Raw genomic sequence first — 23,853 nt, 5'->3', positions numbered from 1 at the left:
CGGAAAGGCACATCATGCAGATCGGCGTCTTCAGCGTCAGCGACATCACCACCGACCCCACCACGGGCCGAACCCCGACGGAGCACGAGCGCATCAAGGCGTCCGTGGCGATCGCCAAGAAGGTCGAAGAGATCGGCATGGATGTCTATGCCATCGGCGAGCACCACAACCGGCCCTTCTTCTCCTCCTCCCCCACCACCACGCTCGCGTACATCGCGGCCCAGACCGAGCGCATCATCCTGTCCACGGCCACCACGCTGATCACCACCAACGACCCGGTGAAGATCGCGGAGGATTTCGCGATGCTCCAGCACCTGGCCGACGGTCGCGTGGACCTGGTCCTGGGCCGCGGCAACACCGCCCCCGTCTACCCCTGGTTCGGCAAGAACATCCAGGACGGGATCGAACTCGCGATCGAGAACTACTCCCTGCTGCGCCGCCTCTGGGACGAGGACACCGTCAACTGGTCCGGCAAGCACCGCACCCCGCTGCAGAACTTCACCTCCACCCCCCGACCGCTCGACGGCGTCGCCCCCTTCGTGTGGCACGGCTCGATCCGCACGCCGCAGATCGCCGAAGTGGCCGCATACTACGGCGACGGCTTCTTCGCCAACAACATCTTCTGGCCCAAGGAGCACTACCAGCAGCTCATCGGCCTCTACCGCGAACGCTACGAGCACTACGGCCACGGCAAGGCAGACCAGGCGATCGTGGGCCTCGGCGGCCAGTTCTTCATGCGGAAGAACTCCCAGGACGCCGTCAAGGAGTTCCGTCCTTACTTCGATAACGCCCCGGTCTACGGCCACGGCCCGTCGCTGGAGGACTTCACGTCCCAGACCCCGCTGACGGTCGGCAGCCCGCAGGAAGTGATCGAGAAGACCCTCACCTTCCGCGAGTACTTCGGCGACTACCAGCGCCAGCTCTTCCTGATCGACCACGCCGGGCTTCCGCTGAAGACCGTCTTGGAGCAGCTGGATCTGTTTGGCGAGGAAGTGCTGCCGGTGCTGCGCAAGGAATACGCCGCGCTCAAGCCCGCCCATGTCCCGGAACCGCCGACGCACGCCGGCCGGGTGGCGGCTGCACTGGCAGCGAGGCCCACAGATGCCGCCGGCGCAGCGGCACAGACAGCGGCAGAGACCACCAGCCAAGGCTCATGATGCCCGCCAAGACCACGGAGTCGCCGGTACGCCTGGCCGCGGAAACCTGGGAATCCCTGTTCCGGGCCCAGGTGGCGGTGATGCGCAAACTCCAGGCCGCGCCGGCGTTCAAAGCCCTGGCCCTCAATGAATACGATGTCCTCTTCACGCTCTCCCGCTGCCCCTCCGGGTGGCTGCGGCTGAACGAGCTCAACGACAACGTGCTGCTGAGCCAGTCCAGCCTGAGCCGGCTCGTGGAGCGGCTCGCAAAGCGCGGGCTGGTGGAACGGACGCCGGCTCCCGAGGACGGCCGCGGGATCCTCATTCGGCTCACCGACGCCGGACGGGACCTGCAGAAGCAGATCGGCCGCGAACACGTGCGCGACATCGCCGCGCTCGTGGGGCCGGCCCTGTCCGCCGCGGAACAGCGGGAGCTGCTGCGGCTGACCGAGAAGCTCCGCGCCGCGGTGGCCGCGCGCTGAGAAGGGGACCGGCGGGCGCCCCCTAGTGGATGGCGACGAGCTTCGCCGGGTCTTCCAGCGGCAGCTCATCCACGACGGCGGTGACGCTGAGTTCCTTCAGGGAGAGGCTGCCGCCCACCGTGGACAGGAACGCGGTGTCCGAGGAATCGCGCCCGGCCGTGATCCGCAGCATGCTCTCCCGCGGCGCCAGCCCGGTGGGATCGATAACGTGCCAGGTACCGTTGATGTGCGCCTCGGCCACGGCGTGGAAGTCCATCGGGGTCAGGCCTGGGGCGTAGACGGCGGCCAGCCGGGCCGGAACGTTCTTGGAACGCAGCAGGGCAATGGCGAGGTGGGCAAAGTCCCGGCAGACGCCGCGGCGGTGCAGCAGGGTTTCCACCGCGCCGTCGGTCCCCCGCGAGGAGCCGCTGACATAGCGCAGTTCGCCGAAGACCCAGTTGCGGACGGCGTGGAGCAGCTCTTCACCCTGAAGCCCGCCGAATTCGGCATAGGCAGTCGGCAGCAGCCGGTCCGACTCCGCGTAGCGGCTGGGCCGGACATAGCGGATCAGTTCCATGAGCCCGGATTCGTCCGGCAGCGCAAAGCCGCTGACGGTGGCGGAATACTCAACCAGCACGTCGGTGGGGTCGGCGAATTCCATGTAGTGGAAGCGCCCGCCGTGGTGGTCCGAGAGTTCGGTCAGCGGCACGTCCTCGCCGTCCGCGGTCACCCTGAGCGACTCGTCCAATGAGCCGTACCCGGGGTTCCGGGCCACGGCCACGGCGAGGGCCACCTTGGTCTCGGCAACGGTCTTGAAGGCCAGGCGGGCGGCTACGGCGCGTTCCATGTATCTCTGTCTCCGGGATGTGGGATGTGAGCTCGGTGCAGGGGGAAGTCACCGTCAACGGCCCGGGGATGTGCGGGGGGCGGGACTAGTCTTTGATCTTCAGAGACATTAGCATCCGCTGGACGTTGGCGAATTCGGACCCCTCGTTGACGTACTTGGCCGCCTGGCCGAGAGTGTCGAACGCCTTCGCGGGGGCGACCTTCCGGTCCGGGGCCAGCGTTTTGAGCACGGTCAGGTCCCCAAACGAATAGTCCCCCTTGCCCGCCGGGCCACGGACCACATTCTGCAATGCGCAGCTCTTGCCGCCGGCGCCGCCCACCACGTTGGTAATGCCGTAGGAGCCGAAGTACTTATAGCCCTGGATCACCCGGAACACCACGTGCGGGTCAATGCTGCCCGCCCCGCCGGCGTGCGGCAGGTCAACCGGCACGCTGCTGACCACGACGTAGTTCCGTGCGGCGCCGGCCGGGCACGTCGCGGCAGGCTGCGGGCGCAGACCGGTCTGCAGGGTGGCCAGATAACCGCCGTCGGCGTCCTTGACGGTGACCTTCAGCGCCCCCGGCAACGCACCGGCGTCGGGAGCCACGGACTGGACAATCCAGTCCTGCGGCACCTCAAAACTGACGGTCTTTGCCGGGTCGGTGAAGACCTTCCAGGCCGCGGCGGTCGAGCCCGGCGCCCCAGACGCGCTGGCCGAGGATGCCGGCCCCGGCGTGGCAGTCGACGGCGTGGCAGTCCACGTCGCGTCCCCGGCCGCGCCGCTGCCCGCGGTCCAGACCGGGGCCCCCTTGCCGTCGCTGCTGCACCCCGTAAGCGCTGCCGCCGCGACCGCGAGCGCAGCGACCGTCCGCAGCACAGCGCTCCGGATTCCCGCGCTGCCTGATCCTGTAGAAGCGGCCGTCCCAGTCATGGTGCCAGCGTAGCCGGGGCGGAGCATCCCTCAGAGCCCCCGGATCAGCGTTTCGTAGAAGCGGACCCCCTGGCCCAGCGTATCCAGCGCTATTTTCTCGTCGACGGCGTGGATGGAGCCCCGGGCCGCGACGTCCATGAAGAAGGGCGCGAAACGGTACACGGCGCCACAGATCCCGGTGAAGCGGCGGGAGTCGGTGCCCCCCATCATGATGTAGGGGGTGATGATCGCCTCGGGGAAGACCTGCCCGATGCAGTCCGCCAGCAGATCCCACTGGGCGCCGGAGGACGGGGACACCGGGGACGGGCCGTTGCCCTCCACGACGCGCAGTTCCACTTTCGGGTCGCGGATGATTTTGCGCAGGTGGGCCATGGTGCCCTCGACGGTCTCCCCCACCGCGATTCTGATGTTGGCGTTGGCCTTGGCCGTGGCGGCGAGGACATTCGCCCCGGCGCTGCCTTCAAGGGTGGTGATGGCGACGGTGGTGCGGGTCATGGCGTTGGTCTCGTTGCCAAGCCGGCCGAAGAGCCAGGTGAGCGGCGCCCGGAGCAGTGCCACGTTGGCGAACACTGCCCGCAGCGGCGGCGGCGTGTGCGGGCCGAAGCGGCGCAGCATCTCCGCGGTCACCTCCGGCAGCGACTGCGGGAACGGGCTGCGCTCGATCCGGGTGATGGCGCGGGCCAGCCGGGCAGTCGCCCCCATCCGCGGGGGCGTGGACGCGTGCCCGCCCGGGTCCCGGGTCAGCAGCTCCACGTCCAGGATCCCTTTTTCGGCCACCCCGACGACGGCGGCGGGCCGGCTCACACCGGGGAACGCACCGCCCGCGACCGCGCCGCCCTCGTCCAGCACGAGCCAGGGCTTGACGCCGCGGCCAGCCAGCAGGTCCGCGGCGGCTTGAGCGCTGCTGCCGGCGGTCTCCTCGTTGTTGCCGAACGAGAAGTAGAGGTCGTGTGCGGGCGCGTACCCCGCCAGCACGAGGCTTTCGGCGGCCTCCAGGATGGCCACCAGCTGGCCCTTGTCATCCAGCGTCCCCCGACCCCACAGGAAGGTGCCGTCGTTGTGGCCGGAGAACGGCGCGTGCGTCCATTCCCCCGGCTCCCCGGCCGGGACGACGTCGTAATGCGCCATCAGCACCGACGCCCGTTCCCCCGCCGCTGGGGCGGTGCCGGGCCAGCGGTAAAGTAGGGCGTGGCCGTTGACGCGCTCCAGGTCCAGGGCGGCATGGACCGCCGGGTACAGCCGGCGCAGTGCCGCGATGAAGGCCTCGAACTCCGCTGCCTCCACCGCGTCCTGCCCCCGGGAGGATACGGTCCGGTAGCCTACGAGCTCGGCCAGCGACGCCGCGGCGGGCCCGGCGCTGCCCGGGGCCTCGGCGTCGGATATGAGGGCATGGCCGGCGCTGTCGCGGGCGTCAGCGCCGGCGGGGTTCGGCAGGGGGTTGCGCATGGGCGAAAGTCTACGGCCGGAGCGGGCCCAGGATGGGGCATTCCGGCGCGGGTCCTGCGCCGGAACCGGGGCAAATACCGGCGCAGGAAAATGGCGTTTGGAAAGCGGATACGCTGGGGGCATGGCCGAACAGCACTTTGACGGATCGCATTTTGAGGAACAGGGCGAGGTGGCAGGCATGTCGGCGCTCGATATCGCGGACTGGCGGCTGCGGACTTTTGCCCTCTACGCCACCACGCGGAAGATCGCCGCAGACAACCCGGCGGAGGCCCACTCCTACTGGCGCCAGGAGCGGGACCGCATGTTCGGCACCCACCCGGCCTCGGCCCTGACCGCCGAGGCCAAGGCCAGCTTCAGCGGCCTGAAGACGGCGGACTACGATCCGATCTACCGTTTCTACGTCCCCCTGACTCCCGAGGGCGCCGGCCGGGAGATGAACGTGGAGACCGGGACCGACGGCCTGGTCCGGTTCGTCCGGCTGGGCACCTTCGACCTCCCCGAAATGGGGCAGCTCGCGGTCTGGAAGCTCAAGGGCTACGGCGGGGGCATTTTCGTCCCGTTCCGGGACGCCACCGCAGGTCAGCCGGGCGGCAGCTACGGCGCGGGACGCTACCTGCTGGACACCATTAAGGGGGCGTTCCACGGCGTGCGGGGATCCGGGCCCAACGCCGAATTCGTGCTGGACTTCAATTTCGCCTACAACCCCTCCTGCGCCTACAACGAGGCTTGGGCATGTCCCCTGGCCGGTCCGGGGAACAGGCTGGCCGTCGACATCCCGGTCGGCGAGCTGTACTGAGCGGATGGAGTCCGAGCTCACACAGCAGGCCCCTGCCCCCAACGTCGTCCGCGGCCCGACCTCCCGGCGCTACCGCGGAATCCTCCGCTACCCCGTGGTCCGGCAGCTCATCCGGTTCACCGGCGTCGGCGTTGTCTGCACCCTGACATCCCTGGGACTGTACGCGCTTTCGCGGCCCTGGTTGGGTGCCCAGCCGGCCAACGCGGCGGCCCTGATCCTGACATCGTTCATGAATACCGCGCTCAACCGGCGCCTGACGTTCAAAATCACCGAGCGCCGCCGGATGAAGCGCGACCACCTCAACGGCCTGATCGTGATCCTGGTGGCACTATTGATCACCGGCGGCAGCCTGGCCGTCCTGCACTGGGTCAACCCCGGCGCCACGGTGGCCGAAGAACTCTGGACCACCACGCTCTCCGGCTTCGCCGCCACCGCCGTGCGGTTCACGATGTTGCGGCACTGGATCTTCCGCCGCGCCCGTCACCGCTGACTACCCGCTCCGCCTGCCCAACTAACTCGCAGCAGGGGCCGTTTTGGACGCTCAAAACGGCCCCTGCTGCTAGCTAGTTGGGCCGAGGGCACGGATTCCGACGACGGCGGTGCGCACTGCGGCCGCGGCCTGGCGGAGTTCGTCAGCGCTCACGGTCGAGTCGAAGCTGAACCGCACCGCCGTCTGGGCGATCTCCGGGTCGATGCCCATCGCGAGCAGCACGGGCGACGGCGCGTCCGCTCCCGCCGCGCAGGCGGAGCCGCTGGAGCACACCACGCCCTGGCGCTCGAGGTCCAGCAGCACGGACTCGCCGCTGGTGCCCGGGAAGCAGAACGACGCCACGGAAGGCAACCGCTCAGTGGGGTGGCCGGTGAGGACCGCCCCGGGAACGCCGGCCAGCACGGCTTCAATGAATCCGTCGCGGAGGGACGCAACGCGCCGGGCGAGAGCTTCCGATGCGGGGGCCTCCGACGTGGCCTCCGATGCGGGGGCCGACGCCGGGACTGAGGACGCCTCCCTGGCGAGCGTCAGTGCCGTCGCCAGCGCCACGGCACCGGCGACGTTTTCCGTGCCCGAGCGGCGGCCGCGTTCTTGGCCGCCGCCGTGAACCAGCGGTTCAACCCTGAGCCGTCCGCGGACAAACAATGCCCCGCTGCCCTTGGGGGCGCCCAGCTTGTGGCCGGAGAGGCTCAGCGCGTCCACGCCCAGCGCGCCGGTATCCAGGGGCAGCCAGCCTGCGGCCTGGACGGCGTCGGTGTGGAACGGGATTCCCCTGGCGCGGGCCAGGGGCGCGAGCCGGGCGATGGGCTGCACCGTGCCGACCTCGTTGTTGGCGTACATCACGCTGACCAGGGCCGTCCCGGGGGCCAGCACCGCGGCGAGGGCCTCCTCCGTCACCTGGCCAAAGCGGTCCACCGGGATCACGTCGACGGCGAAACCATGGACGCGTTCGAGGTACCTGGCGGATTCCTCCACCGCGGGATGTTCGATCGCGCTGATCGCCACCCGGTCCAGGGACGGATCGGCGGCGCGGCGGGCCAGGGCGATGCCTTTGACGGCCAGGTTGTCCGCTTCCGTGCCGCCGGAGGTGAAGACGATTTCCCCGGCGCGGCAGCCCAAGGCCTTGGCCGTTGCGGCCCGGGCCCCGGCGAGCGCCGTGGCGGCCGTGTGCCCCAGCGAGTGATGGCTCGACGGGTTGCCGAACTCGCCCGTGAGGTAGGGCCACATGGCCTCCAGCACCTCGCGGCGGACCGGGGTGGTTGCCGCGGCATCGAGGAAAATCATGGTGCCCTCAGCCGGCCGTCGGATCGGTCCCGGGGCGGCCGCCGGCAGGGACACTGAACTCCCGCTCCGGCCCGGCGGCCGGTTCAACAGCAGCCCCGACGGCCAGCTCGATATCGAGGCCGAGGTCCAGGGCCGTGACGCTGTGCGTGAGGCCGCCGATGGAGATGACGTCCACCCCCGTGGCGGCGATGTCTGCCACAGTGGCGAGGTTGACGTTGCCACTGGCCTCGACGCGGGCCCGGCCGCCCACCAGCTTGACGCCGGCGGCCAGCTCGGCCACCGAGAAGTTGTCCAGCATGATGGTGTCCACCCCGGCGGCCAGGACCGGCTCGATCTGCTCCATCGTGTCCACCTCCACCTCGAAGTGCGTCGTATGGCCGAGCTGCGCCCTGGCGCCGCGCAGCACCTCGGTGAGCTTCGCCGCGTCGCCGCCGGTCAGGACGGCCAGGTGGTTGTCCTTGGCCAGGACGGCGTCGGAGAGGCTGAAGCGGTGGTTGGCGCCCCCGCCGCAGCGCACGGCGTAGCGTTCCAGCACCCGGAGCCCCGGCGTCGTCTTGCGTGTGTCGGTGATCCGCGCGCCGGTGCCGTCCACGAGCGCGACAAACTCCGCGGTCTTGGTGGCGATGGCGCTCATCCGCTGCACCAGGTTCAGTCCGACGCGTTCGGCCAGCAGTACCGTGCGGGCGTTCCCGCTCACCCGGGCCAGGGCCGTTCCGGCGGCAAAGGCCTGGCCGTCGGGGACCAGCAGTTCGACGACGGCGGCCGGGTCGGTCAGCTTCATCGCCGCGGCGAACACCTCGCCGCCGCTGAGCACGCCGGGAACGCGCGCATTGAGCACCGCGGTGGCGCGCGCCTGCGCGGGGATGAGGGTCTGCGAGGTGATGTCGCCGTACGGGGCGTCCTCCTGCAGCGCCGCGCGGAGCACGGCCAGCACGGCCGTCTCCGGCAGGCTCCCGGCGAGCGCCGCGGTGCGGGAGGGCACGGTTTCCGGGGCAGCGGTTGCGGTCATGGCTAAATCCTTTGCATGGAGCGGGCGAGGGTTGAGGTGGCGTCGGTGTCTGCCCGGTAGTGGGCGCCGACGGAGTGCGTGCGCTGCCGGGCCGCCGCGACGAGGAGTTCCGCGGCGAGCAGGAGGTTCCGGTCCTCATGGGCATCCTGGCAGAGACCAGAGCGGTCGCCGGCCCCAAGTCCGGCGGCCCAGTGCGCCAGTTGGGCCGCGGCGGCGTCGAGTTCGGCGCCGGTGCGCGTGACCCCCGCGGCCGCGGTCATGAGCCGGCCGAGGGCCGCGCGGCTGAAGGGCACCCCGGCGCCGCGGGCGGCGTCTGTGCCGCCTGTCCTCGGAGTAACAGGCGCCGCGGGCGGAGCGACGTTGCCCGGGCGGATGTCCTCCCGGGCCGGTGCCAGCCAGGCGGTGTCCGGCACGGGTGCGCCCAGGAAATCCTCGACGGCACGGCGGCCGAACACCAGGCCCTCCAGCAGCGAGTTGCTCGCCAGCCGGTTGGCCCCCTGCGCGCCGGTCCGGGCGACCTCGCCGGCGGCGTACAGGCCCGGAACGGAGGTGCGGCCCCACAGATCGGTGCACACGCCGCCCATCCAGTAGTGGGCTGCCGGGGACACGGGGATGGCCTCGGTGGTCCAGTCGTAGCCGGCCGCGCGGGTGGCAGCCGTGATGGTCGGGAACCGCCGGGCCAGGAAGCCCGTGCCGCGGGCGGACTCGATGCCGCGCGCGTCCAGGTACACCGGACTGTCCGGCGCGGCGCCCGTGGCGGCCAGGTGCAGGGCGATGCTGCGGGAGACGACGTCGCGCGGGGCCAGTTCGGCATCCGGGTGGTAGCCGGGCATGAAGCGGTAGCCTGCCGAGTCCAGCAGCACCGCGCCCTCGCCGCGGACCGCTTCGGAGATGAGCAGCGCTGGCGGCCCGCCCGGGATTTCCTCGGCGGCAAGGGTGGTGGGGTGGAACTGGAAGAACTCGAGGTCCCGCACCGCGGCGCCGGCGCGCCAGGCCAGGGCCAGTCCGTCGGCGGTGGCCACGGCCGGGTTGCTGGTGCGGGCAAACAGCCGGCCGGCACCCCCGGTGGCGAGCAGGACGGCGTCGGCCGCCACCTGCCGGGGCCGCCCGCCGGCCAGATAGGCCACTCCGGTGACCCGGGCCGGCGGCGTGGCGCCGGGCTGTTCCAGGGACTCCGACCGGGATCCCGGCGGGGTGTCCGCCGTCAGGAGGTCGGTGACGAAGGCGCTGGTCTCCACCCGGAGCCGGCCGTGGACCGACCGGTCCAGGACCGCGCGTTCCAGGACGGCGGCGACGAGCCCGCGGGCGATGCAGGCGCCCGTCGCGTCCCCTCCGGCATGCAGGATGCGTGGCGCCGAATGCGCGGCCTCGAGGCCCAGGGCCGGTCCGCCGTCGGGACCCACATCGAAGTGCACCCCGTAGCGGCCCAGGCCGGCGATGTCCCGGACGGCCTCCGTGCACAGGACCCGGACAGCTTCGGCGTCGTTCAGGCCGGCGCCGGCGGCGAGGGTGTCGGCGATGTGGGCGGCCACGGAGTCGCCGGGGGCGGCCTCGTCCGGCGCCAGGACGGCGGAGACCCCGCCCTGGGCGTAGAAGGTGTTGCTCTGCTCCAGCGTCCCCTTGCTGAGGAGGACCACCTCGACGTCACGGCCGCTGTCCGTGGCGGCGTCGGAGGCGAGCAGCGCGGCGTAGAGCCCGGCGATCCCGCTGCCGACGATCACGAGCCGCCTGGTCACGGCCGCGCCGCCAGCATGCGCTCAAGAGCCACCTTGGCCGGGGCGGCGACGTCCTCTTCCACCGTGATGCGGTTGACCGTTTCGCCCCGGACGAGCGCTTCGAGGACCCAGGCGAGGTAGCCGGGGTGGATGCGGTACATCGTGGAGCAGGGGCAGATCACCGGGTCCAGGCAGAAGATGGTGTGCTGCGGGTATTCGGCCGCCAGCCGGTTGACGAGGTTGATCTCGGTGCCGACGGCGAAGGTGGTCGGCTCCGTGGCGGCGGCGATGGCCTTGCGGATGAAGTCGGTGGAACCGGCGGAGTCCGCGGCGTCGACCACCTCCATGGGGCATTCCGGGTGCACGATGACCTGGACACCGGGGAACTCGGCCCGGGCCTTAGCGATCTGGCCGACGTTGAAGCGCTTGTGGACGGAGCAGAAACCGTGCCAGAGGATCACACGGGAATCCTGCAGGGCCCGCTCGTCGTTGCCGCCGAGGTCCTTGCGCGGGTTCCACATGGGCATCTGTTCCAGCGGGACGCCCATGGCCTTGGCGGTGTTGCGGCCCAGGTGCTGGTCCGGGAAGAACAGCACGCGCTGGCCGCGCTCAAACGCCCATTCGAGCACGGTGGCGGCGTTCGAGGACGTACAGACGATGCCGCCGTGCTCGCCGCAGAACCCCTTCAGCGCGGCCGAGGAGTTCATGTAGGTGACCGGAATGACCGGGACCCGGCCGTGGGCGTCGGGCTCGGTGCCGAAAAGCTCCTCCAGCTGTTCCCAGCATTCGGTCACCGAGTCAATGTCCGCCATGTCCGCCATGGAGCAGCCCGCGGCGAGGTTGGGCAGGATCACGGCCTGGTCCGGCCGGGACAGGATGTCCGCGGTTTCGGCCATGAAGTGCACGCCGCAGAAAATGATGGCCTCGGCGTCGGGCCGGGTCAGCGCGGCATTGGCGAGCTGGAACGAGTCGCCCACGAAGTCGGCATAGGCGATCACTTCATCGCGCTGGTAGAAGTGCCCCAGCACGACGGCGCGGTCCCCGAGCGCCGCTTTGGCGGCGCGGATCCGGGTGTCGAGCTCGGCGTCGCTGGCCAGCTTGTACTCCTCCGGGAGCTGCCCCTGCCGCGGGGTCGACGCCGGGGCGACGTCCGCGGAGGAGGCACCCGGGCCGTAGGCGGGCACGCCGGCGAGAGCCTCGGCGAGGTCGAAGTCCCATGGCCCGCGGGCCAGGGCAGGGCTGCAGGTATTGGCCGCCGGGCCTGCCATCGTGGTGGCCTGCTCGCGCGTGATCAGCTGGATTGCCGTGTTGACGCTGCTCATGGTGTGCTCCTGTTGTCTGGATCAAGGCCGGGACGGCCGGTAAAGCGGTAGAGGCGGGGCGGGCGGTGCTTGCCGCCCTGCAGGTACTGATCGGTTTCTTCGATTTCCGGGGTGGCCTTGACCTGCCGGCGGAAGTTGGCGGGATCGAGTTCGCGGTCCAGGACCGCCTCGTAGACTTCCCGCACCTGGGCGAGGGTGAAGTACTCGCCGAGCAGGTGGTAGGCGATGGAGCCGTACGCCATCTTGTTGCGGAGCCGCCACAGGGCGTAGTCGATGATCGCGTTGTGGTCGAAGGCGAGTTCGCCGAGCCGGTCGGCGCGGAACCAGCGTACGTTCTCCGATTCATCGGCCAGCGCGGCCTCCGTGGGTTGGACCAGCGCCCAGTACACGATCGAGACGACGCGCTGGGTGGGTGAGCGGTGCAGGCCCCCGAAGGCGTACAGCTGTTCGAGGTAGTTCGGGGCCAGGCCCGTGGTCTCGCGCAGGTTCCGCGATGCGGCGTCCTGGAGGGATTCGGAGTGCGTGAGCGGGCCGCCGGGCAGCGCCCAGAGCCCCTTGAACGGTTCGCGGATCCGGCGCACCAGCGGGATCCAGAGCGTGGGGCGTCCGGACCGCTCACTGGGACGCAGCGCGAAGATCACCGTCGAGATGGCCAGCGACGGCGGAGCGAGCTGGCGCTCCGAGACGTTGGCTGCTGCGGTGTAAACGGTGATCCCCGCCTTCATAGGTCCCGGACCGTCCCGCTTCGGGGCTGTCCGGACGGTTCCGGCCCGACCGCCGGATTAGTTATAGTCACATTGACTAGAACTAATGATACGACCGAGCCGTCCGGTCGCAAAATGTTGCCAGTCACATGTTTCCTACCGGCCGGCAGCCGCGGCTTCCAGCAGCGGCAGGGTGCGCCCCTGGAAGTGCGTGTTGAGGACGATCACGGAGGAGGACCGCAGGACCGTCCTGGTGGCGATCATGGCATCGAGGACGCGCTGCAGGTCAGAATTGGAGCGCGCGGCGATGCGGGCCATCAGGTCCGAGCTCCCGGAGACGGTGTGGATCTCGATGAGTTCGGGAATCCGCGCCAGGGCCTCCACGACGGCGTCGTGCCCGAGGTCCTGATTGATGGTGAGGGAACAGAACGCGACCACCGGAAAGCCGAAATGCGCGGGGTCGGGCTGCGGCACCCACGAGCCGATCACCCCGGCGCCCTGCATCCGGTCCAGCCGCGACTGCACCGTGGCGCGGGCGACCTTCAGGACCCGGGAGGCCTCCAGGACGGACGCCCGCGGGGAATCCGTGAAAAATCGGACAATTTTTGCATCCAACGGATCAACATCCATGGATTCATCCCTCCCAAGCGGTCCGCGCCGGACAACTCGCCCGCCGTCGTCGCATTTCAGTTAGCAAACTGCCACCATGCTCTCACGGCCGAGGGGCCCCGGCGGCCGGGAGGCGGGGACCAAAGACGGTAAATTCAATAGGTCCCATAAGGACGCACAGATCACAAACCACACGAAGGTTCGCCAGAATGACAACGAAGTCCATCGCGAAATCACCCGCAGCAGCCCCGACCCTGGGCCAGACCCCGCCCCCGGCCCTGGGTCACAGCATGAAACCGCGCCAACTGACCATGATGGGACTGGGCAGCGCGATCGGCGCCGGCCTGTTCCTCGGCTCGGGCGCCGGAATCCAGGCGGCCGGACCGGCCGTACTGATCTCCTACATCGTCGCGGGAACCCTGATCATCCTGGTCATGTGGGCCCTTGGCGAGATGGCCGCGGCCAACCCCAACAGCGGCGCCTTCTCGGTCTACGCCCAAAAGGCCATGGGCAAGACAGCCGGCGCGACCATCGGCTGGCTCTGGTGGCTGCAGCTGGTGGTGGTCATCGCGGCCGAGGCCCTCGGTGCCGCCGCCCTCCTGTTCACAGTGTGGCCGGTGATTCCGGTCTGGGCGCTGTCCCTGATTTTCATGGCCCTGTTTACGGCAGTGAACCTCGCCGGCGTGAAAAACTTCGGTGAATTCGAGTTCTGGTTTGCCATCCTCAAGGTCGCGGCCATCCTGTTGTTCCTGGCCATCGGCGCGGCCCTGCTGCTCGGCTGGCTGCCGGAGGTCCCGTCCCCCGGGCTCAGCAACTTCACCTCCAACTTCGCCCCGGCGGGCCTCGGCGGCATCGCCACCGCACTCTTCGTGGTCATCTTCGCGTTCGGCGGCACGGAAATTGTCAGCGTCGCCGCCGCCGAGACGGAGAACCCGCAACACAGCGTGGCGCAGGCCATCCGCACCGTTGTCTGGCGGATCCTGGTGTTCTACATCGGCTCGGTATTCGTCATCGCCGCCGTGCTGCCCTCAACCTCGACGGCTTTGAAGTCCCCCTTCGCCGGCGTGCTCGACGTCGCCCGCATCCCGGGTGCCGGCGCCGCGATCACCCTTGTGGCCGTCGTCGCGCTGCTGTCCGCCCTGAATGCCAACCTCTACGGCGCGTCCCGCATGGTGTACTCGCTCTCGGAGCGTGGCGAGGCCCCGCGCTTCCTCTCGAAGCTCAACGCCGGCCGGGTGCCCGTGCTGGCCGTCAGCGTCTCCGTCGCCTTCGGCTTCCTGGCCGCGGTGCTGGAACTGCTCTTCCCGGACCAGATCCTGCCGGCCCTGTTCCAGCTGGTCGGCTCCACGTGCCTCATGGTGTGGGGCTCGGCCCTCGTGTCCCAGCTGATCCTGCGCCGCCGGGCGGACCGCGACGGCACGGTGCTGCCGCTGCGGATGAAGGGCTTCCCGGCCCTGACGATCTTCGGGCTCGTGCTGCTGGCGCTGATCTTCGCCGTCGGGTTCAGCAGCCCGGACAGCAGCAAGCAGCTGGTCAGCACCCTGGTGCTGGTGGCCGGCATCGCAGCGGCGTGCTGGATCGGCGCCCGGATCACCCGCAACCGCACCGCCGGCCGGCAGGCCGAATAGCCCGGAGGGAGTGCCGCTTCGCGTACGCGCGGCGGCACTCCCCCGCACGCCGTCGGCTGGGCAGGATCACGGCAGGCTCGATTCACGCCACGCTAGACAAATTGCCATACGTTTGGGCCCAGGGTCCTGCAGAAGTATGCAGTCTGGCCAGCCCCTCCTAGGCTGATTGCCCACCGCACCGCCGGTGACTAGGGTCACAGGCATGGACACACTTCTCCCCGTGGCTTCCGGCAGCGCTGCCGGGCCCCTCAGTGCCGACGAGCTCCGCGAACTTTATTCGCTGATGGTCGCCGTACGGCACCTCGACACCTCGGCCATCGCGTGGCAACGGCAGGGCATCATCCCCGGCTACGCGCCCGAACTTGGCCAGGAAGCGGCCCAGGTGGGCAGCGGCTACGCCGTGGACACCACCCGCGACTTCGTCTTCCCCACATACCGCGAAATGGGCGTGGCCCGGACCATGGGTGTGGACATGGTGGCCTACATGTCCACCCACAGGGCCACCTGGCACGGCGGCCTGTACAACCCGCTGGAATCCCGGCTGGCCCCGATTCAGGCGGTGGTCGCCGGATCCGTCCTGCACGCCGTCGGCTGGGCCCACGGCCAGACGCTGGACAAAAAAGACGGCGTCGCCATGACGTACTTCGGCGACGGCGCCTCCTCCCAGGGCGATGTCCATGAGGCCCTGAACTTCGCCGCGGTGATGAAGGCGCCCGTCGTGTTCTTCGTCCAGAACAACGGCTGGGCCATCTCGGTCCCCACCGAGCGCCAGGTGGCCGGCGGCTCCGTCGCCGCCCGCGCCGCCGGCTACGGCATGCCCGCACTGCAGATCGACGGCGACGACGTCGTCGCCGTCGTCGAGGCGACCCGCCGCGCCTTCGCGCACGCCCGCGCCGGCAACGGCCCCGTGCTCATCGAGGCCATGACGTACCGCCGCGGCCCGCACTCGACCTCCGATGACCCGGGCCGTTACCGCACCCTCGACGAGGAGCGCGACGACGCCGGCGCCGACCCGCTCGAACGGCTGCGGCAGCGGCTGCTGGCCGACGGCATCGCGGACGAGGCGTTCTTCGCCGAGGCCCTGGCCGCGGCCAAGGCCGAAGAGGAGCAGATCCGCACCGGTATCCAGGCGCTTGGCTCCCGGCCCGGCACTGAAATGTTTGACCTGGTCTTCCAGGAAACCACCCCTGCCCTGCAGGCCCAGGCCGCCAACTGGCGCGAGGAGTCCGAACATGTCTAACTCGATTCTCGAAGGAAAGCCTGCCTCAGGCAGCCACACCGACGCGCCAGCAACCACCACCGTGATGTCCATGCAGCAGGCGCTCAACCGCGCCCTCGACGAGGTGCTCGCCGAGAACCCCAAGGCCGTGATCTTCGGCGAGGACTGCGGCCGGCTCGGCGGCGTCTTCCGCATCACCGACGGGCTGCAGGCCAAACACGGCGAACAGCGCGTCTTTGACACCCCGCTGGCGGAATCCGGCATCCTGGGCATGTCCGTGGGCCTGGCCATGGCCGGGTTCCACCCCATCCCCGAGGTCCAGTTCGACGGCTTCGCGTACCCGGCCATCAACCAGATTGTCTGCCAGATCGCCCGGATGAACTACCGCAGCCGCGGCACCCTGCCGATGCCCATCACCCTGCGCGTGCCCAGCTTCGGCGGCATCCGCGCCCCCGAACACCACGGCGAAAGCCTCGAGGCGCTCTTCGCGCACGTGCCCGGGCTTAAGGTGGTCTCGCCGTCGAACCCGCACGAGGCCTACCACCTGCTCAAGCACGCCGCCACACGTCCGGACCCGGTGATCTTCATGGAGCCGAAGTCCCGCTACTGGCAGAAGGGCGAGGTGGACGTCGCCAGACACGATGCAGACGGCGGCTCCCCCGAAGGCGCGAAGATCATGCGCGAAGGCCGCCACCTCACCCTCGTCGCGTGGGGCGCCATGGTGGCCCGCTGCCTGCAGGTGGCCGAGCTCGCCGCCGAGGACGGCATCGAGATTGAGGTCCTGGACCTGCGCTGGCTCAAGCCGATCGACGCCGGGGCCCTGGCCGCCTCCGTGCGCAAGACGCGCCGCGCCGTCGTCGTCCACGAAGCCCCGCTGACCTCCGGTCTCGGCGCCGAAGTGGCACAGCTGATCACGCAAAGCTGCTTCGACACCCTCCGGGCGCCGGTGGAGCGCGTCACCGGCTTCGACGTCCCGTACCCCTCCGGCGATCTCGAAGACGAATACATCCCGAACATTGACCGGATCCTTTTCGGGATCCAGCGAGTATTGGAGTACAAACGTGGCTGAAATTTCCTTCCCGCTCCCGGACCTCGGCGAAGGGCTCATCGAGGCAACCGTGCTGGAATGGCTCGTCTCCCCCGGCGACCAGGTGGAGCGCAACCAGCCGCTCGTGGAGGTCGAAACCACCAAGTCGGCGGTGGAATTGCCGAGCCCGCAGGCAGGTAAGGTAGTGCGTATCCACGGCGGGCCCGGTGACAAAATCAACGTCGGCGAGCCCCTGATCGTGTTCGAGGTGCCGGACAACACCGCCGGCATCGTGGGCACGGTCCCGACGGAAGAGGCACCGAAGCGCCGGGTCCGCCTGAGCGCCGTACTTGATGAGGACTGACACCATGAGCGGCAGACACACCGGCGAACAGCATTCCCACACCGTGGAGGGCACCGACCCCCAGCTGTACGTGGAGGTGCATGAACCGCAGAACGACGCCGGGCTGCGTCCGGTCCTGCTGCTGCACGGCTTCTCGTCCTCCTCCAAGCTCAACTGGGAGGACACCGGCTGGCTCGCCGCGCTCCTGGACGCCGGCCGGCGCGTCATCACGGTGGACCTGCCCGGCCACGGCCGCAGCGGGGCGCCCGAGGACATGGACTCCTACTCCCCCAGCCGGATCCGCGCGGACCTGCTGCAGATAGTGTTCGACGCCGGCGCGCGTCCCGTACGGGACGGCGATCCGTCCAGCGGGCTCGACGTGATCGGCTATTCGCTCGGCTCCCGGCTCGCCTGGGAGTTCGGGGCAACCCAGCACGAACTCGTGCACCGGCTGGTCCTGGGCGGCCCCAACGTCGCCGACCCGCTGGCGGACTTCGACCTGATCGCCGCGCAGCGGTACCTGGCCGACGGCACGCCGATCAACGACGAATCGACTGCCGGGCTGCTGAAGATGGCCATGCTGCTGCCCAGCAACAACATCTTCGCGCTGCTGTCCCTTGTCGAGGCGATCAAGACCGAGCCGTACGACCCCGCCGAAGCCGTCCCCCACATGCCGATGCTCCTCGTGGCGGGGGAAAACGACGACCGTGCCGCCTCCATGCCGGAGCTCGCGGCCCTCGGCGCCAAGGCCGGCGGCATGGTCGAACAGCTCGTGCTGCCGGGCCGCAACCACACCAATGCCATCACCAGCCGCGCCTTCAAGCAGGGCGCCATCGCATTCCTGGGCGTCTAGTACGTCCAAAGGCAACGCGGGGTCCCTTACGGCCCATCCGCACGGCGCGGACGGACCCTAAGGGGCCCCGCGTTGCTCTTTAACACACAGGGGCACGGACCTTGCGGTCCGTGCCCCTCGTTTTTGCCTGGTGCTAGTGCTTTGCGGCGTCGGCCGGCGCGTGGTGCGCGACGCCGAGCGGGCGGCCCTTTGTTTCGCCGGCCAGCAGGACGCCGACGGCGGAAATGACACACAGGATCATGATGTAGATGCCGATGGAGCCCGTCCAGTGGGTCCCCTGCAGGAGAGCCTCGGCGATCATGGCCGCGAAGGCTCCGCCGAGAATGGCGCCGAACGCGTAGCCGATCGAGATGCCGGAGTAGCGGACGTTGGCCGGGAACATCTCGGCGTACATGGCGGACATCGGTCCGTAGGACAGACCGAGCCCGACCGTGAGGACGAACAGCGCCACGCCGTAGAGCACGATGTCCTTGGTGTCGATGAGGGCAAACATCGGGATCATCCAGGCGAAGACGATTGCGTAGCCGAGCAGGAACGTCTTGACGCGGCCGATCTTGTCCGAGAGCCACCCGCCGACCAGCGTGAAGATGAGCCAGCCGAAGGAAGCCAGCGTGGTGGCCAGCAGGATCTGCGGCGTCTGCATCTTCAGGGACTTGGTGGCGTAGGAGATGAAGAAGGCAATCAGCAGGTAGCCGGCGGCGTTGTTGCCGATGAAGATCATCGTGGAGTAGAGGACGGCCTTCTTGTGCTTGCGGAGCAGCTCTCCGAGCGGGGCCTTGCTTTCTTCCTTGCGGTCCTGCATCTCCTTGAAGACCGGGCTTTCGGAGACGGCGCGGCGGATCAGGTAGCCCACCACGATCAGCACGATGGAGAGCAGGAACGGCACCCGCCAGCCCCAGGCGGCAAAGTCTTCCTTGGACATGGACGTGTTGAGGAAGAACAGCAGTCCCGTGGCCAGGATCATGCCCACGGGCACGCCGATCTGCGGGTAGGCGCCGAACAGGCCGCGCTTGCTCAGCGGAGCATGCTCAACGGCCATCAGCGCGGCACCGCCCCATTCGCCGCCGGCGGAGAAGCCCTGGATGACGCGGAGCGTGATGAGCAGGATCGGGGCCCAGACGCCGATCTGCGCGTAGGTGGGCAGCATGCCGATCAGGGCCGTGGCGGCGCCCATCATGACCAGGGTGAAGACGAGCATGGCCTTGCGGCCGAGGCGGTCGCCCAGGTGCCCGGCCACGATCGCGCCGAGCGGGCGGAACAGGAAGCTGATGCCGATGAGGGCGAAGGACAGGATCTGCGCCAGGCCCGGGTTGGACGCGTTCAGTGGAGCCAGGAACAGCGGCGACAGCAACGTTGCCGTCAGCTGCGCAAAAATGAAGAAGTCGTACCACTCGATAGTGGTACCGACGAGGGTTCCGGCGAGGACCTTGCGTTCCTCATGTTTGCTGCTGGGACCGGCCTGGGAATCTACGGCTGAAGTTACAGTCATTGGAACTTTCATGTCCGGGGGGCAGAGGTGCTGCCCACAGTGGGTGCGAGGTGACCAGCTGGCCGCCGTCCGAATTACCGATCGAACGGTCAGTTAGTAAACTGCATCCTACTATGGATCATGTGATCAGGCACACATCGTCTCGCGGAGTGTCGCCCGCCACGTCGGGCCCCTGCGGTTCAGGCCCCGCCTTTCAGTCCGCGCAGTTCAGGCCCCCGCAGTTCGGGCCCCCGCCTTTCAGGCCCCCGCAGGTCAGTCCGCGCGGTTGAGCAGCTCGCGGACCCTGGCCCGGAGGGGCTCCCGGTCGTAGCTGTTCACGAGGGCGCCGGCCATCCGGACCGGATCGCCAAAGAAGAAGTATTCGTAGAGCGACTGGCGCCCGGAGAACCCGGAAATTGAGGCGTCGAAGGCGAGCTTGAACAGGCGGACCCGCTCGGGACCGGTCAGCGTCTTACCCTGCAGGTACAGGTCAATGTCCGCCCTGGCCTCGCTGTTGACGTCCGCCTCGCCCGGCAGGGCCATGAGGCCCGACGCCGAGAACTTGCGGATGATCTGCGGGAACCGCTGGGCGATCTTCGGGTACCAGTTGCGGGCCGCGTTCAGGGTGGTCCATTTCGGCAGCATGACCCCGGCGTCGCTGAGCCCGGCGTCGGCTTCCGAGGCGCGGACCAGCGCCTTGCCGATCTCGACGTCGATAATCAGTTCGGCGATGTCCTCCTGGATGTGCTGGAAGCCGTCAATGCCGATCGACTCAGCCAGTTCCGACGCCAGGCCCAGGAAGAACTCGCTCTTGGCGATAGTGCGGGTGACCACCTGGTGGGTCATCAGGGCGCCGGCGCCGGTTTCGGAGTAGAAGCTGTTGCACAGCTCCGGGTGGCCGAGCATGAAAATGCGCTCACTGGGCACGAAGACGTGGTCGAAGACGGCCACGGCATCCATTTCCTCATAGCGGGAGGCCAGCGGCTCGTCGTGGACGCTGCCGCCGTTGTAGAGCGAGGTGCGGCACAGGTAGCGCAGGCCCGGCGCATCGTTGGGGATCGCGAAGGCGTAGGAGTAGGGCGCGTCTTCCGGCGAACCGCGGAGCACCGTGGACGGAAAGACGAGGAGCTCGTCGGCGATCGGCGCGATGGTGGCGAGCATGCGGGCGCCGTGGATGACGATTCCGTCCTCGCGCTCGTCCACGATCCGTGCCGAGAGCTGGCCGCCGAGCTGTTCCGAGCCGGACACCGAGCGGTTCACCTGCGGCGGGATGAGGGTGTGCGTGGCCAGGACGTCGTTCTCCCGGGCCCACTGATAGTAGTTCCGGATGTTCTGGCCGAATTTCGGGTCCGCCTGGGCGAACCACGTCTCGGCCGTGCTGAGCGCAGTGAGCGCCGAGTTCATGTAGTCGCCGGAGCGGCCAAGGAAGCCGTTGGACGACTCCGCCCACGTGGAGATGGCGCGGCGGCGGCGCTGGAGGTCCTCGATGGTCCTCGGCACCAGGAAGGACGCGTTGACCAGGTCCCCGCTGCTCGGCGAGGTATAGGTGAGCGCCTCCTGGTACTTCGGGTCGTGCTGCATGTCGAAGAGCTTGGCGTAGGAGCGGGCCACGTTGCGGAAGGCCGGGTGCTCGGCGACTTCCTTGTTGACCACCTCGCCGTCGATTACCACGTGCGGGGCCATGGCGTTGAGCTTGTCCAAATACTGCTGTCCGGTGCGGATACCCATTGGTCTTTCTCCAATCGTCCTTGACCTCGGTGGTGGTGAAGGGTTGCGGCGGGGCGGGGCTAGAGCAGGTCCTCCATGCCCAGCTGGCTCTCCGGGATGGTGGTGAACGAGCCGTTGGCGAATGCCAGGGCATCGCCGTTGCGGTAGTTGAAATCCACCACCTCGCCGATATACAGGGTGTGGTCGCCGCCGTCGTAGGCCGCCCAGGGCTTGCACGCGAAATAGGCGAGCACATTGGAAAGCCGCGGCGCGGTGCCGCCCTCCACCCACAGCGGCTCCGGACCGGGACGGCCGGCGAAGTGCATGGCCAGCTGCCGCTGCTCGGCGCCAAGGATGTTCACGGCAAAGGGCCGGCCGGCGAGCTCATCATGGGCCCTGGCGGCGCGGGCGATGCTCACCAGCACCAGCGGAGGATCCATCGAGACTGAGGTGAAGGAGTTGACGGTGATGCCGTGGCGCTTCGTCACCCCGTCGAAGGTCACGATCGCGACGCCGGTGGCAAATCTGCCGAGACCGCCCCGGAAGTGGCCGGCCCGCGGGGACATATCCCGGCCCTGGACGTCCCCGGTGTGGTTCCGTGGCTTGGCAATCATCAGGGATCCCTTGCGTTGGTGGCGGCAGTCCTGGGGTGACTTATTCGTTGACTTATTCTAGGTCTCATCTTCGAGGTCGCATCGGCGCAGTATTCACCGAATGTTCTATAATCGAACAAACAGTTCCCATATAGAACGCTAATTGACGGCGGGCCGGAGCACAAGAGGCGACGGGCGCCCCCGGCTTGCAGTGACACCCGCACCTAGGATGGACCCCATGACCCCGAACGCCGGTACCGCCCAGTCCTCCCCGTCCCAGACGCTCTCCCGCGGGATCAGGGCGCTGGAGATCCTCGCGGAAGCCCAGCAGCCGCTCACCATCGCCGAGCTCGCCGACGCCATGGGCGTGCACCGCTCGGTGGCCTACCGGATCCTGCGCACCCTTGAGGACCACTCGCTGCTGGTACGCGACGGCGGCGGCCGGGTCCAGCCCGGCCCGGGCCTCGCGGTCCTGGCCCGCGGGGTCTCGCGCGATTTGCAGTCGGCGGCCCTGCCGGAACTGACCCAGCTGGCCAATGCCTTGACCATGAGCGCTTTTGTCGCCGTCTGGGACCGCGAGGAGTGCGTGACGCTGGTGACCGTGGATCCGCGGCACAGCGGCGCCGCCGTAGTGCAGCATCCGGGATCCCGGCATCCGATCAGCGCCGGGGCGCCGGGCATCGCCATCCAGTCTGCCTTCACGGAGCAGGACTGGCAGGCCGCCGCCCCGGGCATCCCGTACCGGGCCGAATCGGCCGAGGCGCGGCGCCGCGGTTTTGCCGCGAGCCATGACGAGGTCATCGCCGGGGTGTCCTCCGTTGCGGTGCCGCTACGGCTGTGGAGTCTCATGACTTAATAGACACTTATGTCTCATGACCTCGTAGACACTCTGTCTCAGGACTCCATGGACACTGTGGTGGGGTTTGCTGCTGCTTATGAGCAAACCCCAACCTGATATCAAGGTCCGTCATGCCGTGGCCACATGGCCCGTGGACGCGCCTCGCGGTGCCGTGAGCGCGTTCTGCCGGAAACATGATGTCTCGAGGGCCTGGTTCTATCAGGTCCGCGCGACGGCCGCGCGGGTGGGGCCGTTGAAAGCGCTGGAGAAACAGCCTTCGGTTCCATCGGCCACGCCCACCGCGACGGCCCCTGCCATGGTAGATCTCGTGCTGGGCACCAGGGCCGAACTCAAGGAAGCCGGCCACGACCACGGTCCGCTGTCGGTGGTGGCAAAGCTGACACGGCTGGGCTTCACGCCTCCGTCGCGGGCGACCGTGGCCAGGATCTTCGSCCGGGCCGGGGTGGTGGTGCCGGAACCCCGGAAGAAGCCGCGCAGCGCCTATAAGCGCTTCGTCTATCCGCAGCCGAACGCGTGCTGGCAGATTGACTCGACCGAGTGGCTGCTGGCCGACCGGACAAAGGTGGCGGTCTTYCAGCTCATCGATGACCATTCCCGCCTCGCGCTGGCCTCCCTGGTAGCCAGCGGGGAAACCAGCGCCGCCGCGATCGCGGTCGTGACGCTGGCCATCGAACGCCACGGCACGCCGCAGAAGTTCCTCTCCGACAACGGGGCGGCACTGAACCCGACCCGCCGCGGACGCTCCGGGGCGCTGGTGGAATTCCTCACAGCCAAGGGCGTCCAGCCGATCACCGGAAAGCCCTACAAACCCACGACCCAGGGCAAGAACGAACGCTTCCACCAGACCCTGCACAAATACCTGCATGGGCAGCCGCCGGCTGAAACCATGGCCGCCCTGCAAGCCCAGATCGACACCTTCGATCACTACTACAACACCGAACGCGAGCATCAGGGACTGGCCCCCGGCACCACCCCGCGGGAGGCCTGGAATGCCACCCCTAAAACCCCGGCGCCCGTGCCGCCGGAGCCGGGCCTGGCGCCAGGATCAGACCGCCGCAGCATGCGACGAATTGTCCGCAAGGACGGCTGCGTCACCGTTCTGGGAACCCATTTCCAGATGGGAAAAGAACACGTCGGGCAGACCATCCACATCATCTGCAGCGAGACCACGCTCATGTTCTTCGGCCCGCAGGGCATCGAGATCATCAGCCACGCCAGACCGCCCAAAGGAACACCCTACGTCGGCAACGGCAAGCCCTCCGGCATCGCCGCCGACCCCGCCGGAGCCCGCAGTAAACGGACCAGCTATCCACGCAGAACAGACATCCGAACAACGCCCCCGCACCAACTGTCTACGAAGTCATGAGACATCAACTGTCCACGAACTCATGAGACATGAAGTGTCTACGAGGTCATGAGACATGACA

At 68.8% G+C, this 23,853-nt stretch carries 23 protein-coding genes; 11 read left to right on the top strand and 12 right to left on the bottom strand.

The genetic code is table 11. The annotated features are described in order from the left end of the window. Positions 1–14: 14 nt before the first annotated feature. Entirely contained in the window at positions 15–1,157 is a 1,143-nt protein-coding gene (locus tag AB4Y72_RS15785) for an LLM class flavin-dependent oxidoreductase (protein ID WP_441427095.1), read from the top strand. Next, complete coding sequence (locus tag AB4Y72_RS15780) at positions 1,157–1,618, top strand: MarR family winged helix-turn-helix transcriptional regulator (RefSeq protein ID WP_441427211.1); 462 nt, start codon at positions 1,157–1,159, stop codon at positions 1,616–1,618. The genes AB4Y72_RS15785 and AB4Y72_RS15780 overlap by 1 nt, the downstream gene beginning before the upstream one ends. Positions 1,619–1,640: 22 nt before the next feature. On the opposite strand, the gene AB4Y72_RS15775 is transcribed toward AB4Y72_RS15780, so the two are convergent. The 3 genes from AB4Y72_RS15775 to AB4Y72_RS15765 form a co-directional block, all read right to left on the bottom strand. Continuing rightward, entirely contained in the window at positions 1,641–2,444 is an 804-nt protein-coding gene (locus AB4Y72_RS15775) for a transglutaminase-like domain-containing protein (RefSeq protein ID WP_441427094.1), read from the bottom strand. An 85-nt stretch (positions 2,445–2,529) separates the two neighbouring features. Continuing rightward, positions 2,530–3,354: a hypothetical protein gene (locus AB4Y72_RS15770; protein WP_441427093.1), complete on the bottom strand. Its 825-nt coding sequence runs from the start codon at positions 3,352–3,354 to the stop codon at positions 2,530–2,532. Between the two features lie 30 nt (positions 3,355–3,384). Beyond that, positions 3,385–4,800 (bottom strand): M20/M25/M40 family metallo-hydrolase, encoded by a 1,416-nt coding sequence (locus tag AB4Y72_RS15765; RefSeq protein ID WP_441427092.1) that lies wholly within the window; start codon positions 4,798–4,800, stop codon positions 3,385–3,387. Positions 4,801–4,921: 121 nt separating this feature from the next. Here AB4Y72_RS15765 and AB4Y72_RS15760 point away from each other — a divergent pair, with 121 nt between their 5' ends. Next, positions 4,922–5,596 (top strand): DUF1684 domain-containing protein, encoded by a 675-nt coding sequence (locus AB4Y72_RS15760; protein WP_441427091.1) that lies wholly within the window; start codon positions 4,922–4,924, stop codon positions 5,594–5,596. Positions 5,597–5,600: 4 nt separating this feature from the next. Continuing rightward, a complete protein-coding gene (locus AB4Y72_RS15755; RefSeq protein WP_441427090.1) occupies positions 5,601–6,086 on the top strand; it encodes a GtrA family protein in 486 nt (161 codons plus the stop codon). Positions 6,087–6,155: 69 nt separating this feature from the next. Here the strand turns inward: AB4Y72_RS15755 and AB4Y72_RS15750 are convergent, their stop codons facing one another. From AB4Y72_RS15750 to AB4Y72_RS15725, 6 genes are all read right to left on the bottom strand, one after another. Next, on the bottom strand, positions 6,156–7,370 hold the full coding sequence (locus tag AB4Y72_RS15750; RefSeq protein WP_441427089.1) for a cysteine desulfurase family protein: 1,215 nt from the start codon (positions 7,368–7,370) through the stop codon (positions 6,156–6,158). A 7-nt stretch (positions 7,371–7,377) separates the two neighbouring features. Further along, on the bottom strand, positions 7,378–8,379 hold the full coding sequence (nadC, locus tag AB4Y72_RS15745; RefSeq protein ID WP_441427088.1) for a carboxylating nicotinate-nucleotide diphosphorylase: 1,002 nt from the start codon (positions 8,377–8,379) through the stop codon (positions 7,378–7,380). Between the two features lie 2 nt (positions 8,380–8,381). Beyond that, a complete protein-coding gene (locus AB4Y72_RS15740; RefSeq protein ID WP_441427087.1) occupies positions 8,382–10,115 on the bottom strand; it encodes an L-aspartate oxidase in 1,734 nt (577 codons plus the stop codon). Continuing rightward, a complete protein-coding gene (gene nadA / locus AB4Y72_RS15735) occupies positions 10,112–11,416 on the bottom strand; it encodes a quinolinate synthase NadA (protein ID WP_441427086.1) in 1,305 nt (434 codons plus the stop codon). The genes AB4Y72_RS15740 and nadA overlap by 4 nt, the downstream gene beginning before the upstream one ends. Next, complete coding sequence (locus tag AB4Y72_RS15730; protein WP_441427085.1) at positions 11,413–12,141, bottom strand: NUDIX hydrolase; 729 nt, start codon at positions 12,139–12,141, stop codon at positions 11,413–11,415. Before AB4Y72_RS15730 ends, nadA begins: the two co-directional genes overlap by 4 nt. Positions 12,142–12,276: 135 nt before the next feature. After that, entirely contained in the window at positions 12,277–12,750 is a 474-nt protein-coding gene (locus AB4Y72_RS15725) for an Lrp/AsnC family transcriptional regulator (RefSeq protein WP_441427084.1), read from the bottom strand. Between the two features lie 188 nt (positions 12,751–12,938). Between AB4Y72_RS15725 and AB4Y72_RS15720 the strand changes: the two genes are divergently transcribed. The 5 genes from AB4Y72_RS15720 (at position 12,939) to AB4Y72_RS15700 (ending at position 17,799) form a co-directional block, all read left to right on the top strand. Then, positions 12,939–14,357 carry an amino acid permease gene (locus tag AB4Y72_RS15720; protein WP_441427083.1) on the top strand — a complete coding sequence of 473 codons (1,419 nt, stop codon included), beginning with the start codon at positions 12,939–12,941 and terminating at the stop codon, positions 14,355–14,357. A 202-nt stretch (positions 14,358–14,559) separates the two neighbouring features. Continuing rightward, positions 14,560–15,597 carry a thiamine pyrophosphate-dependent enzyme gene (locus AB4Y72_RS15715; RefSeq protein WP_441427082.1) on the top strand — a complete coding sequence of 346 codons (1,038 nt, stop codon included), beginning with the start codon at positions 14,560–14,562 and terminating at the stop codon, positions 15,595–15,597. Continuing rightward, the gene (locus tag AB4Y72_RS15710; RefSeq protein WP_441427081.1) at positions 15,590–16,645 is read left to right on the top strand and encodes an alpha-ketoacid dehydrogenase subunit beta; all 1,056 of its coding nucleotides are present in this window, start codon (positions 15,590–15,592) and stop codon (positions 16,643–16,645) included. Before AB4Y72_RS15715 ends, AB4Y72_RS15710 begins: the two co-directional genes overlap by 8 nt. Beyond that, positions 16,638–16,967, top strand: a complete 330-nt coding sequence (locus AB4Y72_RS15705; protein ID WP_307035456.1) for a biotin/lipoyl-containing protein — start codon at positions 16,638–16,640, stop codon at positions 16,965–16,967. Before AB4Y72_RS15710 ends, AB4Y72_RS15705 begins: the two co-directional genes overlap by 8 nt. Before the next feature lie 4 nt (positions 16,968–16,971). Beyond that, complete coding sequence (locus tag AB4Y72_RS15700) at positions 16,972–17,799, top strand: alpha/beta fold hydrolase (RefSeq protein WP_441427080.1); 828 nt, start codon at positions 16,972–16,974, stop codon at positions 17,797–17,799. A gap of 133 nt (positions 17,800–17,932) precedes the next feature. On the opposite strand, the gene AB4Y72_RS15695 is transcribed toward AB4Y72_RS15700, so the two are convergent. From AB4Y72_RS15695 to AB4Y72_RS15685, 3 genes are all read right to left on the bottom strand, one after another. Further along, positions 17,933–19,288 (bottom strand): MFS transporter, encoded by a 1,356-nt coding sequence (locus AB4Y72_RS15695; RefSeq protein ID WP_441427079.1) that lies wholly within the window; start codon positions 19,286–19,288, stop codon positions 17,933–17,935. 252 nt (positions 19,289–19,540) lie between these two features. Further along, complete coding sequence (gene hpaB / locus AB4Y72_RS15690; RefSeq protein ID WP_441427078.1) at positions 19,541–20,995, bottom strand: 4-hydroxyphenylacetate 3-monooxygenase, oxygenase component; 1,455 nt, start codon at positions 20,993–20,995, stop codon at positions 19,541–19,543. Between the two features lie 59 nt (positions 20,996–21,054). Next, positions 21,055–21,588 (bottom strand): flavin reductase family protein, encoded by a 534-nt coding sequence (locus AB4Y72_RS15685; RefSeq protein ID WP_441427077.1) that lies wholly within the window; start codon positions 21,586–21,588, stop codon positions 21,055–21,057. 217 nt (positions 21,589–21,805) lie between these two features. Here AB4Y72_RS15685 and AB4Y72_RS15680 point away from each other — a divergent pair, with 217 nt between their 5' ends. Continuing rightward, positions 21,806–22,423 (top strand): IclR family transcriptional regulator, encoded by a 618-nt coding sequence (locus tag AB4Y72_RS15680; protein ID WP_441427076.1) that lies wholly within the window; start codon positions 21,806–21,808, stop codon positions 22,421–22,423. Positions 22,424–22,721: 298 nt separating this feature from the next. Further along, complete coding sequence (locus AB4Y72_RS15675; RefSeq protein ID WP_441427075.1) at positions 22,722–23,792, top strand: DDE-type integrase/transposase/recombinase; 1,071 nt, start codon at positions 22,722–22,724, stop codon at positions 23,790–23,792. Positions 23,793–23,853 lie beyond the last annotated feature (61 nt).

This window comes from Arthrobacter sp. YAF34, assembly GCF_052113245.1.
Classification (GTDB): Bacteria; Actinomycetota; Actinomycetes; order Actinomycetales; family Micrococcaceae; genus Arthrobacter.
This window is presented reverse-complemented; position numbering and strand designations above follow the sequence as displayed.

What these genes read in the sequence shown, in the direction of transcription:
- AB4Y72_RS15785 (WP_441427095.1), top strand. Translation starts at nt 15, where the DNA reads ATGCAGATCGGCGTCTTCAGCGTCAGCGACATCACCACCGACCCCACC.
- AB4Y72_RS15780 (WP_441427211.1), top strand. Translation starts at nt 1,157, where the DNA reads ATGCCCGCCAAGACCACGGAGTCGCCGGTACGCCTGGCCGCGGAAACC.
- AB4Y72_RS15775 (WP_441427094.1), bottom strand. Translation starts at nt 2,444, where the DNA reads ATGGAACGCGCCGTAGCCGCCCGCCTGGCCTTCAAGACCGTTGCCGAG.
- AB4Y72_RS15770 (WP_441427093.1), bottom strand. Translation starts at nt 3,354, where the DNA reads ATGACTGGGACGGCCGCTTCTACAGGATCAGGCAGCGCGGGAATCCGG.
- AB4Y72_RS15765 (WP_441427092.1), bottom strand. Translation starts at nt 4,800, where the DNA reads ATGCGCAACCCCCTGCCGAACCCCGCCGGCGCTGACGCCCGCGACAGC.
- AB4Y72_RS15760 (WP_441427091.1), top strand. Translation starts at nt 4,922, where the DNA reads ATGGCCGAACAGCACTTTGACGGATCGCATTTTGAGGAACAGGGCGAG.
- AB4Y72_RS15755 (WP_441427090.1), top strand. Translation starts at nt 5,601, where the DNA reads ATGGAGTCCGAGCTCACACAGCAGGCCCCTGCCCCCAACGTCGTCCGC.
- AB4Y72_RS15750 (WP_441427089.1), bottom strand. Translation starts at nt 7,370, where the DNA reads ATGATTTTCCTCGATGCCGCGGCAACCACCCCGGTCCGCCGCGAGGTG.
- nadC (WP_441427088.1), bottom strand. Translation starts at nt 8,379, where the DNA reads ATGACCGCAACCGCTGCCCCGGAAACCGTGCCCTCCCGCACCGCGGCG.
- nadA (WP_441427086.1), bottom strand. Translation starts at nt 11,416, where the DNA reads ATGAGCAGCGTCAACACGGCAATCCAGCTGATCACGCGCGAGCAGGCC.
- AB4Y72_RS15730 (WP_441427085.1), bottom strand. Translation starts at nt 12,141, where the DNA reads ATGAAGGCGGGGATCACCGTTTACACCGCAGCAGCCAACGTCTCGGAG.
- AB4Y72_RS15725 (WP_441427084.1), bottom strand. Translation starts at nt 12,750, where the DNA reads ATGGATGTTGATCCGTTGGATGCAAAAATTGTCCGATTTTTCACGGAT.
- AB4Y72_RS15720 (WP_441427083.1), top strand. Translation starts at nt 12,939, where the DNA reads ATGACAACGAAGTCCATCGCGAAATCACCCGCAGCAGCCCCGACCCTG.
- AB4Y72_RS15715 (WP_441427082.1), top strand. Translation starts at nt 14,560, where the DNA reads ATGGACACACTTCTCCCCGTGGCTTCCGGCAGCGCTGCCGGGCCCCTC.
- AB4Y72_RS15710 (WP_441427081.1), top strand. Translation starts at nt 15,590, where the DNA reads ATGTCTAACTCGATTCTCGAAGGAAAGCCTGCCTCAGGCAGCCACACC.
- AB4Y72_RS15700 (WP_441427080.1), top strand. Translation starts at nt 16,972, where the DNA reads ATGAGCGGCAGACACACCGGCGAACAGCATTCCCACACCGTGGAGGGC.
- AB4Y72_RS15695 (WP_441427079.1), bottom strand. Translation starts at nt 19,288, where the DNA reads ATGACTGTAACTTCAGCCGTAGATTCCCAGGCCGGTCCCAGCAGCAAA.
- hpaB (WP_441427078.1), bottom strand. Translation starts at nt 20,995, where the DNA reads ATGGGTATCCGCACCGGACAGCAGTATTTGGACAAGCTCAACGCCATG.
- AB4Y72_RS15685 (WP_441427077.1), bottom strand. Translation starts at nt 21,588, where the DNA reads ATGATTGCCAAGCCACGGAACCACACCGGGGACGTCCAGGGCCGGGAT.
- AB4Y72_RS15680 (WP_441427076.1), top strand. Translation starts at nt 21,806, where the DNA reads ATGACCCCGAACGCCGGTACCGCCCAGTCCTCCCCGTCCCAGACGCTC.